Annotated in this window: 16 protein-coding genes; 10 read left to right on the top strand and 6 right to left on the bottom strand. The window is 46.9% G+C overall.

Annotated features, from left to right (window positions below; translation table 11 throughout):
• Positions 1-399: 399 nt before the first annotated feature.
• From HXT20_RS05035 to cysS, 3 genes are all read right to left on the bottom strand, one after another.
• Positions 400-1,461 (bottom strand): endonuclease/exonuclease/phosphatase family protein, encoded by a 1,062-nt coding sequence (locus tag HXT20_RS05035; RefSeq protein WP_422114285.1) that lies wholly within the window; start codon positions 1,459-1,461, stop codon positions 400-402.
• A 25-nt stretch (positions 1,462-1,486) separates the two neighbouring features.
• Positions 1,487-3,187 carry a signal recognition particle protein gene (gene ffh, locus HXT20_RS05030; RefSeq protein ID WP_004117337.1) on the bottom strand — a complete coding sequence of 567 codons (1,701 nt, stop codon included), beginning with the start codon at positions 3,185-3,187 and terminating at the stop codon, positions 1,487-1,489.
• 72 nt (positions 3,188-3,259) lie between these two features.
• The gene (gene cysS / locus HXT20_RS05025; protein WP_422114284.1) at positions 3,260-4,855 is read right to left on the bottom strand and encodes a cysteine--tRNA ligase; all 1,596 of its coding nucleotides are present in this window, start codon (positions 4,853-4,855) and stop codon (positions 3,260-3,262) included.
• Between the two features lie 139 nt (positions 4,856-4,994).
• Between cysS and HXT20_RS05020 the strand changes: the two genes are divergently transcribed.
• On the top strand, positions 4,995-5,342 hold the full coding sequence (locus HXT20_RS05020; RefSeq protein ID WP_014554407.1) for a DUF3039 domain-containing protein: 348 nt from the start codon (positions 4,995-4,997) through the stop codon (positions 5,340-5,342).
• Here the strand turns inward: HXT20_RS05020 and HXT20_RS05015 are convergent.
• The gene (locus HXT20_RS05015; protein WP_422114283.1) at positions 5,339-6,748 is read right to left on the bottom strand and encodes a nicotinate phosphoribosyltransferase; all 1,410 of its coding nucleotides are present in this window, start codon (positions 6,746-6,748) and stop codon (positions 5,339-5,341) included. The two genes, HXT20_RS05020 and HXT20_RS05015, sit on opposite strands and share 4 nt — an antisense overlap.
• Positions 6,749-7,084: 336 nt before the next feature.
• Here HXT20_RS05015 and coaD point away from each other — a divergent pair, with 336 nt between their 5' ends.
• The 6 genes from coaD (at position 7,085) to HXT20_RS04985 (ending at position 12,175) form a co-directional block, all read left to right on the top strand.
• Entirely contained in the window at positions 7,085-7,654 is a 570-nt protein-coding gene (coaD, locus tag HXT20_RS05010) for a pantetheine-phosphate adenylyltransferase (RefSeq protein ID WP_016828843.1), read from the top strand.
• A 73-nt stretch (positions 7,655-7,727) separates the two neighbouring features.
• Positions 7,728-8,657: a hypothetical protein gene (locus HXT20_RS05005; protein WP_004574876.1), complete on the top strand. Its 930-nt coding sequence runs from the start codon at positions 7,728-7,730 to the stop codon at positions 8,655-8,657.
• A gap of 2 nt (positions 8,658-8,659) precedes the next feature.
• Entirely contained in the window at positions 8,660-9,301 is a 642-nt protein-coding gene (locus HXT20_RS05000; RefSeq protein WP_422114282.1) for a YceD family protein, read from the top strand.
• A gap of 590 nt (positions 9,302-9,891) precedes the next feature.
• Positions 9,892-10,086: a 50S ribosomal protein L32 gene (gene rpmF, locus HXT20_RS04995; protein WP_004113441.1), complete on the top strand. Its 195-nt coding sequence runs from the start codon at positions 9,892-9,894 to the stop codon at positions 10,084-10,086.
• A 112-nt stretch (positions 10,087-10,198) separates the two neighbouring features.
• A complete protein-coding gene (gene rnc, locus HXT20_RS04990; RefSeq protein ID WP_422114281.1) occupies positions 10,199-11,095 on the top strand; it encodes a ribonuclease III in 897 nt (298 codons plus the stop codon).
• Between the two features lie 42 nt (positions 11,096-11,137).
• Positions 11,138-12,175 carry a tyrosine recombinase XerC gene (locus HXT20_RS04985; protein WP_004574908.1) on the top strand — a complete coding sequence of 346 codons (1,038 nt, stop codon included), beginning with the start codon at positions 11,138-11,140 and terminating at the stop codon, positions 12,173-12,175.
• A gap of 9 nt (positions 12,176-12,184) precedes the next feature.
• Here HXT20_RS04985 and HXT20_RS04980 read toward each other — a convergent pair whose 3' ends face one another.
• Both HXT20_RS04980 and HXT20_RS04975 read right to left on the bottom strand, forming a co-directional pair.
• Positions 12,185-12,445, bottom strand: a complete 261-nt coding sequence (locus tag HXT20_RS04980; RefSeq protein WP_004113436.1) for a Txe/YoeB family addiction module toxin — start codon at positions 12,443-12,445, stop codon at positions 12,185-12,187.
• The gene (locus HXT20_RS04975; RefSeq protein WP_004113434.1) at positions 12,438-12,701 is read right to left on the bottom strand and encodes a type II toxin-antitoxin system RelB/DinJ family antitoxin; all 264 of its coding nucleotides are present in this window, start codon (positions 12,699-12,701) and stop codon (positions 12,438-12,440) included. The genes HXT20_RS04980 and HXT20_RS04975 overlap by 8 nt, the downstream gene beginning before the upstream one ends.
• 221 nt (positions 12,702-12,922) lie before the next feature.
• Here HXT20_RS04975 and sufB point away from each other — a divergent pair, with 221 nt between their 5' ends.
• From sufB to sufC, 3 genes are read left to right on the top strand one after another with little or no spacing between them, the layout of a single operon-like run.
• On the top strand, positions 12,923-14,467 hold the full coding sequence (gene sufB, locus HXT20_RS04970) for a Fe-S cluster assembly protein SufB (RefSeq protein ID WP_004125320.1): 1,545 nt from the start codon (positions 12,923-12,925) through the stop codon (positions 14,465-14,467).
• A complete protein-coding gene (gene sufD, locus HXT20_RS04965; RefSeq protein WP_422114280.1) occupies positions 14,467-15,756 on the top strand; it encodes a Fe-S cluster assembly protein SufD in 1,290 nt (429 codons plus the stop codon). The genes sufB and sufD overlap by 1 nt, the downstream gene beginning before the upstream one ends.
• Positions 15,757-15,765: 9 nt before the next feature.
• On the top strand, positions 15,766-16,542 hold the full coding sequence (gene sufC / locus HXT20_RS04960; protein ID WP_004113429.1) for a Fe-S cluster assembly ATPase SufC: 777 nt from the start codon (positions 15,766-15,768) through the stop codon (positions 16,540-16,542).
• Positions 16,543-16,546 lie beyond the last annotated feature (4 nt).

Genomic DNA, 16,546 nt, shown 5'->3' with positions numbered 1-16,546 from the left:
CAGCGAATCGAGGTGACTTCTCGCGCATTATGCAGCTCGAAGTCGTCGATTCGCACAACGCTCCGCCTATTACGTGTAGTCTAGAGTTGCGGTTGTTCCGTTTTGGCTTTTATTTTGTTTTTGGTTGAAGTTTGTTTGTAGTGGTTGATCATTTGTATTATTTGGTATCGGCTGCCGCTCTTATATTGTTCGACCAAGAATCACCCAGCCCTCTTACGTGCTTGAGCAATTGCGTATTGCTTAAACACCGAGATTCTCGATTTTTCTTGCTACTTCAGCGAATCACCATCAAAGATGCTGAGGTTTGCTTCATTCGCTGCGAAAAATCTCGAATCTCTACCTGACTTAGTGGGGTATTGTATGCAAAGAGCATAGTTATTCGCGCGAAGAAGGCGGTGACTAGATGTGGATTGAAACGCAAACGATTAACGCAAAGTGGTCGCTTCCATCCACGCGAATCGCGCGTTGCTCTGTGGCTATAGCGTTGCATCCTGTTGATTTTACTAGCACATGGTCAAGTGCAAGATTCGGCCATTTTTGCCACGTTGGCCAAGTCTTTAGTCGCTTGCCGATTTGCATTGATGCGTCTAAAAAGCCTGATTTTAGTAGCGCTCTAAAGCTTGGGTGATCTGGAGTGGAGTTTAAGTCTCCGCCGATTATTGTGACTTTTTTGACGTTGTTTTCATTGTGATTTTCGCCGATTTTTGCAAGCGCCATTATTCCGCTGCTCCAAGCCGCACATCCGCGCATAGGCGACTTTGGATGCGCCGAAGCGAATGTTATTAAAAGATTTTCCGCGGATGAGTCGCAAGTGACCGACGTAACAATTGGCACGTTTGCTGCATCAATCTTAATCGACTTACCAAAAGATTTAACATTGCTTAGTCGCGTATAAATCGCGTTAAAGCCGCCATTTTCATGTCCGCTCGCGCTTCCCAATTGCACATGTGGAAAATCGCGCTTAATCCCAAGTTTTTCAAGGTTTTTTACAAGTTTTTTGCTTACTTCTTGTAAAAGAATCGTATCGATTTTATGCGTTTTTGCTAACTTTATTATTTGACTTGCGTTTGCGCGACCATATCTGCAATTAAGCGTCATAACGCGGATTTCTCTCGATTTTTCTAGTGATAATTCTGGCGATTTTTCCTGTTTTATTCGCCGCAATCTTACTGCCCAATACGGCGTATACGATTTTAAAGAGATTACTAACAACAGCGCATATGCTACGCACAAAAATAAATAAGATTTATAAAATTCATTTTGCGATCGTGTTGCAACTGCAGCCACAGCGCTGACGACTAGCCCAAGCGCAGCGCAAAACGGCGCAATTGGAAGCAATGCAATAACATATGGCAGTGGCTTTAGTCTATCCGCTCCAGCTGGCAGCCACCTAAGTAGCTGCCAAGCTAGAAGCAAAACAAGTGCAACAAGTAAAATCGCAAGTAAAATAGCGTAAATCATCTACTGATTATTCGTATTATTCGCGTTATCTGCCGAAAAGACCTGCGAGTCCGCCGCCCAAATTAGGCGGTAAATCAGGCATTTCGTCAGCAAAGTCACCTTCGCCACTCATAAGATTTTGAAGATTTTCTGGCAAATTATTAGGCAAGTCCTGCTTCTTCTTCATAAAAGCAGACTCGCCATTCGCGTCATCATTTGCACTATTTGCAGAAGAATTTCCAGACAAGCGTTCTCTAAGCGCGCGCTCCTCGGCCTCGCGACGCATAGGATTACCAGACTTTCCACCCTTCTTCTTGCTCTTCTTGTCTTTACGCTTCGACTTTCCGCCAGGACCGCCAAACCCAGGCATTCCGCCCATTCCAGGCATTCCTGCGCCGCCGCCATTGCTCATTCGCTTCATCATTTTAGCTGCTTGCTCAAAGCGTTGCAAAAGCGCATTCACTGCAGAAACTGGAACACCTGCGCCAGCTGCAATGCGCGCGCGCCTAGAACCATCAATAATCTTGGTGTCTTTGCGCTCTTTAGGCGTCATCGAACGAATAATAGCTTCCGTGCGGTCTATCTCGCGGTCATCAAACTGCTCAAGTTCCTGTCTGTGCGCTGCCATTCCAGGCATCATACCAAGAATCTTCTTCATAGAACCAAGCTTTTTAACCTGCTGAAGCTGATCCAAAAAGTCGTCTAGTCCAAAAGTTCCTTCAGATATTTTAGCGGCAGCTTTTCTAGACTCTTCCTCGTCAAACTGTTTTTGCGCATTCTCAATAAGCGTTAGAATATCGCCCATGTCGAGGATTCTTGAAGCCATTCTATCTGGATGGAAAATCTCAAAATCCTTCAAACCTTCGCCAGTAGAAGCGAACAAAATCGGCTTTCCTGTAACGCTTGCAACAGATAGCGCAGCGCCGCCTCGTGCATCGCCATCTAACTTAGAAAGCACAACACCCGTAAAGTCAACGCCCTCGTTAAACGCTTGAGCCGTACGAACAGCGTCCTGACCAATCATGGCGTCTATAACAAACAGAATTTCTTGCGGATTAACAGCATCGCGAATCTCGCGCGCCTGCTGCATAAGAGCATCGTCCACGCCAAGGCGACCAGCGGTATCGATAATAACCGTGTCGTACATTTTTGCGCGCGCGTAGTCAATAGAATCTCGCGCAACTTTAACAGGGTCCCCAGTGGCTAAACCAGCCGAAACAACTTCGCTACCACCGTCACTTTGCACGCCTCGCTCTGGCGCAAAAATCGCCACACCTGCACGCTCTGCAACAACCTCAAGCTGCGTAACAGCGTTAGGACGTTGCAAATCCGCCGCAACAAGCAAAGGCGTATGACCCGAATCCTTAAGCCAGTAGCCCAACTTTCCAGCGAGCGTTGTTTTACCAGCGCCTTGCAAACCAGCAAGCATGATTACAGTTGGTGGATATTTTGCAAAATTCAGCGGTCTATCAACGCCTGAACCCAAAACGTTTGTAAGCTCGTCGTTTACAATTCGCACAACTTGCTGAGCAGGATTCAGTGCGCTAGAAACTTCTTCACCTAGTGCGCGCTCGCGAATTTTAGCGGTAAATGATCGCACAACATCTAGAGCTACGTCTGCGTCTAAAAGCGCACGGCGAATTTCACGAATCGTGCCGTCGATGTCTGCGTCGGATAATTTCCCTTTTCTGCGCAAGTGTTTGAATGCGCCAGAAAGTCTTTCTGTTAACGAACTAAATGCTGCCATAATTGCTCTATTCTACAGGTTGTTTGGAATGTTTTGTTGTATTGCTTTTTATTATGTTTACATTGCTTTTACTTAAGACAAATGCCACGATGACCCTTGTGCGCAATCTTCGATTACAACGCCAGCGGCGGTTAAAGAGTCGCGAATCGCGTCTGCGCGTGCAAAATCCTTAGCTGCGCGTGCAATCGCCCTTTGTTCAAGCTGATTTGCAATCAAAGATTCAAGAACCTTATGCTCCGCGCTTGCGCCATTATTCGCATCCGTACCCAAATCTTGCGATTTTTGCGCGTTGCTGCGCCATTGTGGAGAGTAGGGGTCTAGTCCAAGCGTGTCTAGCATTGCACGAACTTGCAAAACACAAGTCTTAATAAGGCTTTTAATGCCGTTGCTTTGATTTTCGTTTTGATTTTGCGCATAGTCATCCAAAAGCGCGTTACCAGAGCGAATCGCAGTAAAAATCGCAGCCAACGCGCCCGAAACGTTAATATCGTCGTTCATAGCTTTAGTAAAATCTTCTGGAAGATTATCTGCATCAACGCTTTGAACTTCCGCATAATCTGGCTGATTTTCGATTACGCGACCAGCGCGCTCGAGGAAGTTAGATATGCGATCGTAAGCCGATTGTGCCTCGTTCAAAGATTGATCCGACCACTCAAGCATTGCTCGATATTGCACGCCGCCTAGCGCGTATCGCACGACCCACGCGGATTTTTGAGCCAAAACAGATGGAACAGAAAGACCGTTTCCAAGAGATTTGCTCATTTTTTCGCCTTTAGATGTAACCCACGCGGAGTGCATCCACACGTTTGCGCTTTTCCATCCAGCAGCGAGTGTTTGCGCCATCTCGTTTTCGTGATGTGGGAAGCGCAAGTCTAGTCCGCCGCCGTGAATGTCGAAAGCATCGCCAAGATAGCGGTGGCTCATTGCCGAGCATTCAATGTGCCAACCTGGGCGTCCTGCTCCAAACGGCGTGTTCCAGCGCGCGTCTTTTTGGTCAAAATCGCAAGGTGCCTTCCAAAGCGCAAAATCGCGAGCATCATGCTTATCTGGGCTTGCGTCAGCAGGGTCAACTGGATTGTATTTGTCGGCTTTGCTGGATTTGTCGTCGCTATTGCTGCCGTCTGAATTACCATTTTGATGCGTTAGCGCGCCGTAATCTTGCCAACTTGGCACACTAAAATACACGTTTCCAGTAGGATTGCCATTCGCGCCTGTTATTGCGTATGCGTGTCCGCGATTAATCAAGCGCTGTATAAGCTCCACCATATCGTTTATGTGACCAGTCGCGCGCGGCTCCACAGTAGGCGGCATAACGCCAAGAGTGTTGTAAGCTTCAGTAAACTCGCGCTCGTAAATGTAGGCGCGCTGCCACCATGTTTGGCCATTTTCGCTAGCTTTTTTGATGATTTTATCGTCAATATCTGTAACATTTCTAACAAAAGTAACAGTGTAGCCAAGGCGCAAAAGCCATCGGCGAACAACATCGAAGGCGATTGCTGCGCGAATATGACCTATATGAGGCGAGCTTTGCACAGTTGCGCCACACACGTACATCCCAACGTGGCCAGGAGTAACTGTTGTAAACCCGCTAGTGTTGTGCGTTGCTGTGTTATATAGGCGCAATCGTGCCGCTGCTGCTGTAAGAGTTCTGTTCGTATTTTCAAGCATAATCTCAATTATATGTTTAGCTAATAACTCACGCGTTAAGCTCGAAGTTGTCGATTCGAGTATTTGTTGCGATTATGACTTATGCTTGTATAAACATGAGTCGCAATCAACAAAGCGCGATTTGTACGAAAGGGATGCAATGACGTTTTCAAATGATTCAAAGTATAGCGAAGATCCAAACGCTGCTAATTTGAACGCTGTTATGGAAGACGATTCACAAAGCCTCCCAGATTCTGGGTCTAGCACAAGCACGAGCATACTTGAAAAGCCAGAGGTAGATGAATCAGCGCGAATGGACGATGGCGGTGACGCAGACCGCTTTGCACACTACGTTTCCAAGGATCGCGTAATCGAATCGCGCTTGACTGGGCGCCCAGTTGTAGCACTGTGTGGAAAAGTGTGGATTCCAAAACGCGAAGCTAACGACTACCCTGTTTGCCCAGAGTGCAAAAAAATCTACGAAGAGATGAACAATCTGGGCTTTTAGCCTAAAACGTTGATTTCTGTAGGAATAGCAGGGTCTCCACGCATAAGACTTTGAGCAGAAATCGGAAGTCTGCTAAGTGCTTTAGCACAATAGTCCTGTGCGCGCATAATTGCGTCATGACCCATAAACTCTGTATTAAATTCGCCATTTTGCACGTAGTCAACTAGCAAATCTTCCCAAGAATCTTGCGGCTTAAAAGTCGCGAGCGCACTCTCCGAGCCAGAAATTACATGCTCACAATCGGCTACGCCATTGCTAGCCACGCCGCCATTCGCACCGCCGCTAAAATCGTAGGAACGGTACGCAAGCTTACGCCCTGGAACAGTCGCCTTATTCTTAGACTTCTTAGCAACAGGTTGCATAACTCCATCTGTGCCCTCGCGCTCCGTAAGCTTATAAACCATTGCGCAAGTAGGCGCGCCCGAACCTGTAACAAGCATTGTTCCAATGCCGTAGGAATCAACTGGCGCATTTTGCAAAGATGCGAGCGCATACTCGTCCAAATCGTTCGTAACCGTGATTTTAGTATTTTTAGCACCCAACGCATCGAGCTGAGCGCGAACGCGACGAGCCATAACGCACAAATCGCCCGAATCAATGCGCACACCGCCAAGATCCGCACCAGCAACTTGCACGGCGGTTTTAACAGCCTCTTCTACGTTGTATGTGTCTACAAGCAACGTTGTTCCTTTTCCGAGTGCTGCAATTTGTGACTCAAAGGCATCGCGCTCCGAATCGTGCACAAGCGTAAAGCAATGCGCGGCCGTTCCAATCGCCTTAAGCCCGTAAAGCTTTGCCGCAAGCAGGTTTGCCGTGCCTTTAAAACCGCCGATTACCGCCGCGCGAGAAGCAGCCACAGCCGACCACTCGTTTGTGCGCCTGCCACCCATATCCATGCACGGCCTTCCAGCAGACGCGGAAACCATGCGTGCGGCGGCGCTCGCCACTGCGCAATCGTAGTTAAGCACGGAAAGTAGCAACGTTTCTAGCAACGTGCACTCGCCAAAAGTGCCTTCAACTTGCAAAATCGGCGAATCTGGGAAGAACATTTCGCCTTCTCTGTAACCGCGGATTTTGCCGCTAAAATGGTAGTTTTCTAGCCATTTAATGGTGTCTTTACTAACGATTTTGCGGTCTTGCAAAAATCGTAAGTCCTCGTCACTAAAGTGGAATCGCGCTAGCTCCTCTAGGATTCTGCCTGTGCCTGCTACCACTCCGTAGCGGCGGCCTTGAGGAAGGTGCCTAGTAAAAATCTCAAAAACGCATTTGCGATTTGCTGTGCCGTCTTTTAGTGCTGCGTCGAGCATTGTGTACTCGTACATGTCTGTCATGAGTACGGAAGAGTTTGTGTAAGACTTTACTTCGGACTTTGCTTCGGACTTTGAGAAATCAAAAGAATCAAGCATTTTCAATCCTTTCTTGCGATTTTAGTAATCAAACTTAAAGCGCGTTCTTTACGACTTTTATAAGCGACTTTTACCTGCAGCCAATCATAGTCCTATGCCTATCTACGATTAGTGCGCGACGACCTGCCTTTTCGCTTAGAGCGTAGCGCGAAAAGGCAATTCGTAGCGCTGAGCCGCTCAAACGTAAAGTCCAGTGGACTTTACGTGCGGCGAAGACGTGAGCGCGCTGTAACGCGCGAACGACACAATACGCAGTAAATCCAGTACAAACTCGTGCAAAATATGCTAGTTGCGGCTTGTGTCTGGATAGTGGCAGATTCGTGGTAATCTAAAAGCATGACTATAGCTGTTTGCCCAGGCTCCTACGATCCCGTTACAGCCGGACACTTAGACGTGATACAACGTTGTACGCATCTCTTTAAAGAAGTGCATGTTTTGGTGGCTGTTAACGCGGCAAAAACGCCAATGTTTTCCGAATCGGAGCGTGTGGATATTATTCGCAATGCTGTTAAAAACCTAAAAAATGATTTTCCAGTCGGGGAATTTGCTCCACCTTTATGCGGAGCAGCACAGTCGCCAGCGTGCAAAATAGTTGTTGCCTCAACAGATGGTCTTATCACAGATTATTGCAAAAAAGTCGGCGCAACCGTAATAGTTAAAGGATTGCGCCAAAATGGTGACTATGAGGCGGAGCTTGGAATGGCTCTGGTTAATCGCAAGCTTGCTGGGATAGAAACCATGTTCCTGCCTGCAGACCCTATTTTGGAACATGTTTCTAGCTCCGTTGTAAAAGATGTTGCTCGTCACGGCGGAGACGTTTCTGGAATGGTACCAGATAATGTGGTTCCACTTTTACAGAACGTTTTTTCTAAAACAAGTGCAATATCACAAAAATACGTACAATAAAGTCATAAAATTAAAATAATAAAATAAAATTATTAGGAGAAACAGAGAGCAGCTACTTAGCGAAGGAGAAAAAATGAGCGAAAACGAAGACGACACAATGGAAAGCCAAGTATCGGCAAATCGCAGCCAAAAGTTGCCATTAAATCCAGTGATTGCAAACAACGATGATTCGCCCAGTGCTGCTTTTGAATCTTACGACGCAGTGCCTGCGGCAAATAAGACTAAGGATGATAATGCTGGCGATTCTACGGTTGCTGGCGATTCTTCTGCTGATTCTGCGGCTGCTGGCGATAATGCGCAAAACTTGTTCCCAATGCCAGATTTGCGTGAACGCGAAGACGGTGGTGCAATAGAATTTGAAGATGAAAAAGAAAACGTGTTTAAAGCCGCTAATCCGCAAACAGTAAGCGAAGAAGTGCGAACAAAGTCGCGTGAAGAATTCACAACAGTTTACGACATAATCGACACAATGGAAACTACGTTAAATGAAGCAAAAGGCGTGCTGTTTTCTGCTGGAATGGCAAAGATTGATCGCGAAGAATTCGGCGACTACTTATCTAGGTTAAAAGACATGCTACCAGTGCAACTTGAGCGCGCGAGTGCATTAATGCGAGAGGCAGAGAGACGCTTGCGCACAGCTCAGGCTCAAGCAAATTCAATCGTAAGCTCTGCGCAAAGCCAGGCTGCTCAGATGATTGAAGAAGCACAAGAGAGAGCTAAATTCTTGGCTGGGCAAGAAAACGTGGTCGCTATTGCAAGAAATCAGGCGCGAGGAATCGTAAACGAGGCTCAGGCAAAGGCTGATAAACTCACGCGTGGTGCAGATCAGTACAGTGCTACGGTTATGGAAGGTTTAAAACAGCAGTTAGACAAGCTAGAGCAGGATGTTCAAGCAGGTCAGCGAGTTCTAGAAGAACGCAGGCGTGCGGCGGCGCATGTGCAAGACGAGATTAACAGACAAGTTAATGGAGAAGTTGTAAACGAAAGCGAAGAAAGGAACTAAAAATGGCATCGCATCCCTCCCAGTCTTTATGGGCGGTACCAGTTGCGCAAATGGCGGCACGAGCAGGAAGTAGCATGCAATTGCATCGCGTGTTCCCGGCGCCAGAAGGTATAGGAGACAGCGTTATTGGCGTGAAGCCAGGGAGCGATGTTACAGTAGACGGCAACTTTGATTCCGTAGTGGATGGGCTTATGTTCCAGGGCACGATTACAGCGCGCGTACACGCAGAGTGCTCTAGATGCCTGATGCCGTTGCATAGGAATTGGAGCGTCGATGTGTGCGCGTTCTTTGCACAGGTGGAAAGCAAGGGTGGTGCGCGTTCCAATAATTCTAAATCTAATAGATCTAATGGCGATAATGATGATTTAGAAGATGCTGATATTTGGGACGAGGGCGACGATTCTGGAAACGTGTATCCACTGGTTGGCGGAGGCGACTTTGCTGATATCGAGGCATTTATTAGGGACACAATGGTTAGCGAGCTGCCGCTTAAACCTTTGTGTGAGCCAGATTGCAAGGGCCTTTGCTCGCAATGTGGAGAAAACTTGAACGAGCATCCAGATCATCATCACGATATTACGGATATTCGTTTTGCGGCGCTTGAGGGACTTAAGCAAAAGCTTGAATCACAACAATCTGCCTGAATAAAATCCTTGTTTGTTGTTGTGTGAGGGCTGGGTGTTTCTTGTCTCACAACGCTCTGCCTATTACGTGTTGTCTGTTGTTGCGGTTGTTCCGTTTTGGCTTTGATTCTGTTTTTGGATTGAGGTTTGTTTGTAGTGGTTGATCATTTGGATTATTTGGTATCGGCTGCCGCTCTTATACTGTTCGACCAAGAATCACCCAGCCCTCTTACGTGCTTGAACAATTGCGTAGCTTTCATCACCGAGATTCTCGATTTTTCTTGCTCTCTCGGCGAGTCACCATTTCATGCTGAGGCTCGCCTCGCTAGCTGCGAAAAACCTCGAATCTCTACCTTACTTGCGCTTTGACTGAGCTTGAAATTGCATAACGCATTTCAAGCTCCTTCAAAGCGTGATTTGGCTCAAATGTAAAGTCCAGTGGACTTTACATGCCAAATCAGCCGAGCGGCTACTAATAGCCGCGAGGAATAGAGCGCTGTAACGCGCGAACGACGACCTGCCATGTAGTGTGTTTCTGAATAATGTATGGCGCTTGCTGTAATATACAGAACGCTTAAGCTCAATCGGTTGAACGAAATAGAGGAAAGATTATGGCACTGCCAAAGTACAAGACCTCGCGCGCTAATACTCATTCGCGTCGCGCCAATTGGAAGGCTTCTGCCGTGCAGACTATTACCTGCCCGAACTGCGGTTCGCCAGCGTTGTCTCACATGGCTTGCCCAACCTGCGGTAACTTCCGCGGTCGCGTGTATCGCGAAGCAATTCGCTCTGCGCACACCAAGTAGGTTGTATTTTAAAAAAGAACCCTGCCATCGACGGGTGGCAGGGTTCTTGTGTTTTTGCACGCTTTTATTGAGCTTGAAATTGCATGAGGTTGTAAATCAACGACTTCAACGCATGCGCTATAATGTTGAAAATATGAGTGGGAACAATACAAAAGATCAGCATGACATTCAAGATGATGTAAAAAATGACGTTCAAAATCGCGGTTATCAGAACCCAAATCATCCAGAAAATGCTAGAACTAGCAGCATAGGTGTTACGCGTTCTAAAGACGGACACACGCAAAATGGTGACCCTACTCAGGAGCTTTTACGCGCGCTCGGTACTACGATTTCGCCAGATTTACTTGTTGAGGCGCTCACTCATCGCTCGTTTTCGCACGAGCATCCAGGCACTAAAAACTACGAGCGTCTAGAGTTTTTGGGAGACGCTGTTTTGGAGCTTGTTTCTACAGAAACGCTGTTTTCTGCGCACCCAGATATGACGGAAGGTCAGTTGGCTAAGCTTCGCGCTAAGGCTGTTTCGGAGTGGGCTTTGAGCGCGGTTGCGCGAGATAAGTTGCACGTTGGACCGTATATTCTTTTGGGTCATGGCGAGATGGAGCATGGCGGCGCTCAAAAAGACTCGATTTTGTGCGATATTGTTGAGGCGCTTATTGGCGCGACTTTTGTTGAGCATGGCATTGACGAGGCGCGCGCTGTAGTGCATCGTTTGATTGATGACACTTTGGCGGAGGTTCTTACAGAAGGTCCTGCTCTAGATTGGAAGACTTCGCTTACTGTTTTGGCGCACGAGATGGGGCTTGACGAGCCGCAATATAGGATGTCGGTTTCTGGTCCAGATTATGCGCCTGTGTTCCATGCGCGCGCGGTTTTGGCGCATGAAAACGGCGACGAGCTGTTGGGTGAGGCGGATGGCTCTAGTAAGCGTAAGGCTCAGCTTGCTGCTGCAGATAAAGCTTGGCACGTGTTGGATAGAAGGCGTAAGTCTAGCGGAGAAAGCGGTAATTAGATCTTTCTGATTGCTTTAATATAGTCGATTTGAGGCGGTTCTATGGCTAGCAGTCGTAATAATAATGATTTATTATTTGACAATGGTTTAGTATCATCAACGGAAGCTTCCGACTTATCCGATCGGTATATTGATTATTTGCGTTCAAATAAAGGCCTTGGAAGTCGCACTCTTCGCGCATATAGGGTAGATGTTTTGCAATGCCTTGAATGGTGTGGTGTAAACGATTTTTCTGATTTGAATTCTGTGTCTACAAGCGTTCTGCGTCAATGGATGTATTGGCTTAATAAGAATCACGCGCGCTCTAGTTTGGCTCGCAAAGTGGTAGCTGTGCGCGGTTTTTTTGCTTGGACTACACACGTTGGTTTAATTAATGCGAATCCTGCGCAAATTCTTAATACACCTAAGATTGTTAATGAGCTTCCTACGGTTTTAGACGAGTCGCAGGCGGAAAAGTTGTTGGATTGTGCTGAGGATCGTTCTGAAGATTATGCTGTGGATAAGTCGCCAGCAACCGAGCATCAAGAAAATACGCCACTAAAATCGCAAATAAAAACGAAACAAGAGTATGCAATCGCACTCAGAAACGCTGCGATTTTAGAGCTTTTATATGCCACGGGCATGCGTGTGGGGGAGCTTACGGGTCTTAATGTGCAAGATATGGATTTTGAAAATCACACTGTAAAAGTTACAGGTAAGGGAAACAAGCAGCGTGTAGTACCATTCGGTGTTCCTGCTGCAAAAGCGTGTAAAAAGTGGCTTGACTGTGGGAGGAGTGCGCTGCAAGAAAAATCTGCCGCAAGCTCGCCAGCGTTGTTTTTGGGCGTGCGCGCAAAACGTATCGATCAGCGCGTTGTTAGGGATATTGTGCACGCTGCCGCTGCGGCTGCAAACGTGCCCGATGTGGCGCCGCACGCACTTCGCCACAGTGCTGCAACGCATATGCTCAACGGGGGAGCGGACCTTCGCGAGGTTCAGGAGCTTTTGGGGCATTCATCGCTTAACACAACGCAGCGCTACACGCATGTTTCTATTCAGGCTCTTAAACAGCGTTACTCGCAAGCCTTCCCGCGTGCGTAGATTTTGCGATCATCTATCATAATGTGAACCGCACTGAACTATTCTCATTATGTTTCCATCGATTCGGTAAACTATTCTGTTACAGTCATCAATCCGTCTACTCCAGTATCCAGAAAAATCACCTTTCAGAGGTTCTGGTTTACCTATGCCGTTGTATCCGTTGCGATCAATATCTTTAAGAAGCTGAAGGATCCTCTTAAGAGTTTTCTTATCTTGCTTAGACCAGTACTCAAAGTCTTCCCACGCTTCATCTGTCCAGGCTTTAATCATCGAGCGGGACCTCGTGTATAGTTCCGCCTGTTTCTTCCATGTGTGCTATGGATTTTTTCAGACGACTTATATTCTCTGGATTGTAAAACGGATCTGCTGAAACTTCGAATGGTATTCTGTGTTCTCTTCCAACTTTCTTAGCAAATATTGTGAATGCTGCACTCATTGAAAGTCCTAGTTCTCGGCAAACATTTTCCATAAGTCGTTTATCGTCTGCATTTAGCTTGAAATTAATGTTCACTGTATTTGTTGTCATCTAAATTACCACCTTTCTAAATAAGATTTTAATAAAAATGCAATAAAAAATAAAGTATTTTTCTTTATTTTCATTTATGCGGACAACGTTTATGCAGAGAATGCAAAGATGTGATTTGAGTCACGTTTGGTGGCAAAATCGCGCAAAGTCAAAAATCTCGGAGCGTGCGTTGCGTGGCTAAATGTATAATCGATTTATAAGCTTGATAGGAGGGTAAAACAGTGGTTGATGATTCAAATAAGCCTGAATCAAGCGCATCATTGAATGAGAATGTAGCGAATCAAAACGAATCCAGCGCCGCAGACGTTGAAATGAGCCAGTATGTGGCAGATCGCGCTCGCGTAAACGAAGAGAAAATTCGCCAAGATGAGCAAATCGTTGCCGAATTTGGTGAGTACAATTATGGCTGGCATGATTCGGATGCTGCAGGCGAAGCTGCTAAGAAGGGTATTGATGAGTCGGTTGTTCGTGCAATTTCTGCCGACAAACACGAGCCAGAGTGGATGCTAAACCTTCGTTTGCAAGGCTATCGCGCGTTTCTACAAAAGCCGATGCCTGATTGGGGCGTGGATTTAAGCGGTTTTGACGCAGACGATTTTAAATACTACGTGCGCCCTGTCCATGATCAAGCGAAAACTTGGGATGATTTGCCAGAAGATATTCGCAAAACTTACGATAGGCTTGGCATTCCAGAAGCGGAGAAAAAGCGCTTAGTTTCAGGTGTTGCAGCACAGTACGAGTCGGAAGTTATTTACAATTCGATTCGCGAGGACTTAGCGGCTCAAGGCGTTATTTTTGTGGATACGGATACAGCAGTTCAAAAGTATCCAGAGCTTGTAAAAAAGTATTTTGCAACTGTGATTCCAGTTGACGACAACAAGTTTGCGGCTCTTAACACAGCGGCTTGGAGTGGCGGATCGTTTGTGTACGTGCCAAAAGGCGTGCATGTAGATATTCCGCTTCAGGCTTACTTCCGCATTAACACGCCGAACATGGGGCAGTTTGAGCGCACGTTGATTATTGCAGACGAAGGATCGTACGTGCATTACGTTGAAGGTTGCACAGCTCCGATCTATTCCACGGACTCGCTCCACGCTGCAAACGTTGAGATTGTTGTAGAAAAGCATGCGCGCGTGCGCTACACAACCGTGCAAAATTGGTCAAATAACGTATACAACTTGGTAACTCAGCGAGCTTACGTGCGCGAAGGTGGCACAATGGAGTGGGTTGATGGAAACATTGGCTCCAAGGCTACTATGAAGTATCCTGCATGCATTCTTGCTGAGCCGTACGCAAAAGCAGAAACCATGTCTTTGAGCTTTGCGGGCCGCGGTCAGTACCAAGATACGGGTGCGAAGATGATTCATTTGGCTCCGCACACGAGTTCTACGATTGTTGCTAAGTCGATTTCGCGCGGCGGTGGACGCTCTGCTTACCGCGGTCTTGTGAAGATTGTTAAGGGCGCTAGCGGCTCTAGCTCTTCAGTTGTGTGCGACGCTTTGCTTGTTGACGATTTTTCAAGGTCCGACACTTATCCGCATGTTGACGTGCGCGAAGATAACGTTTCAATGGCTCATGAGGCCACTGTTTCTAAGGTTTCCGAAGATCAGCTTTTCTATTTGATGAGTCGAGGGCTTGAAGAAAAAGAGGCTATGGGCATGATTGTGCGCGGCTTTGTGGAGCCGATTAGTCGCCAGTTGCCTATGGAGTATGCTCTGGAGCTTAATCGTCTTGTGGAATTGCAAATGGAAGGATCCGTGGGGTGATGAGCGAAGATCTGAAAAAGAATTTAGGCAATAAAATGACGGAAAAAGAAATTAATATTCCTGTAGCAGACCCTAATGATCCTTACGCGGTTCCTGCTGCAATGCCTTCTAGTGCAGATAAATCCGTGCGCTCTTTTAATGTGCAAGACTTTACGATTCCAACTAGGAAGCAGGAAGATTGGCGATACACTCCAGTTGAGCGAATTTCCGAGTTTTTTGATAGTTTTAAGCCATCTAACAACGTTGCTGTGGAGCTAAAAGGCGTTGATGGCGATTCGCATGTAACGATGCAAATTTTGCCTAAAAACGAGGCTCCGCATACAGATATGAAGCCTTCGGATCGCGTGGCTGCTGTTGCGTGGAATTCTGCAAAGTCGGCGTACGTTTTGCATGTTTGTGGCGAAGTTACAAAGCCAATAATATTGCAAATTCATGGGAATAACTTGCAATCGCTAGACGCTGCGAAATCTCTTGACGCTTTGCACTTAGTGATTGAAGCCGATTCCTGCACAAACGCGGATATTATTGTAGAGCACACGGGAGTTGCAAAGCTTGCTGAAGGCGTAGAAATCATTCTTGGAGATAACGCGCACGTTTCTACAACGTTCATTCAAGAGTGGGATTCAGGCAGCAAACACGTTGGAAATCATAGGATTCACGTGGGTGCTGGTGCGTCTCTTCGTCACACAATGGTCACGCTTGGCGGAGACGTTGTGCGAATCCGCATGGATCAGGATTTTGGTGGCGAAAAGGGCGATTTAAACATGCTTGGCATGTATTTTGTGGATCCAGGCGAGCATGTTGAGCATCGTACGATGGTTGTGCACAATCACCCAGAATGCAAGTCGCGAGTAGTGTATAAGGGCGCGCTTTACGGCAAAGGAGCGCATTCTACATGGGTTGGAAACGCGCTTATTAAGCCAGAAGCTCCAGGCACGGATTCGTACGAGTTGAACAGAAACCTGGTGCTAACTCCTGGCGCGATTGCCGATTCGGAGCCAAATCTAGAAATCGAAAATGGAAATATTATTGGCGCAGGTCATGCAAGTTCTGTCGGCAGATTCGACGACGAGGAGCTGTTTTACTTGCAATCTCGCGGCGTGAGCGAAGCGGATGCGAGAAAGCTTGTTGTGCGCGGATTCTTTAACGAGCTTATTGAGGAGATTGGCGTGCCGCAAATCGTAGATCATTTGATGGCTGCGATTGAGAGGCGTTTAGCTAAGACGGAAGAATCGCAAGCAGCCGCAGAATCTGTAAATGCGGAAAAATCGCCAGCAACCGAAGAATAGGAGATAAACATGTCAACTTTAGAAATCAAGGATTTGTACGCGTCTGTAGAAACAAAGGAGGGGCGCAAGCAAATCTTAAAGGGCGTAAATCTTACAGTTAATTCTGGCGAAACGCACGCTATTATGGGTCCGAATGGCTCTGGAAAGTCTACTCTCGCATACACTTTGGCAGGTCACCCAAAGTACGAAGTGGATTCGGGTCAGGTGCTTTTAGACGGCGAAGATATTTTGAAGATGACTCCAGACGAGCGCGCAAAAGCTGGGCTGTTTCTTGCAATGCAATACCCGGTAGAGGTACCTGGTGTTTCGATGACGAACTTTTTGCGCACAGCAAAAACAGAAGTGAGCGGAGAGGCTCCGACTTTGCGCGCGTGGGTTAAAGAGCTTAACGAAGCAATGAAGCGCTTAAGAATGGACCCAAAATTTGCGTCTCGCTCTGTAAACGAGGGATTTTCGGGCGGCGAGAAAAAGCGCGCGGAAGTTTTGCAACTAGAGATTTTAAAGCCAAAGTTTGCGATTTTAGACGAGACGGATTCTGGTCTAGACGTGGATGCTTTGCGAATTGTTTCGGAAGGCGTAAATCGCGCCAAAGAAAGCACTGGTTTGGGAATTATGATGGTTACGCATTACACGCGAATCCTAAAGTACATTAAGCCAGATATTGTTCACGTTTTTGCGCAAGGTCACTTTGTAAAGACGGCAGGACCGGAGCTTGCAGACGAGTTGGAAGAAGAAGGATACGACAAGTATTTGCCAGAAGGTGCCAGCGAATCTGCGATTGCGTGAATCT

This window comes from Gardnerella sp. DNF00109 (assembly GCF_049262845.1).
GTDB classification, from domain to species: domain Bacteria; phylum Actinomycetota; class Actinomycetes; order Actinomycetales; family Bifidobacteriaceae; genus Bifidobacterium; species Bifidobacterium vaginale.
Note: the sequence above shows the minus strand (reverse complement) of the source record. Positions and strands in the feature narration are given on the sequence as shown.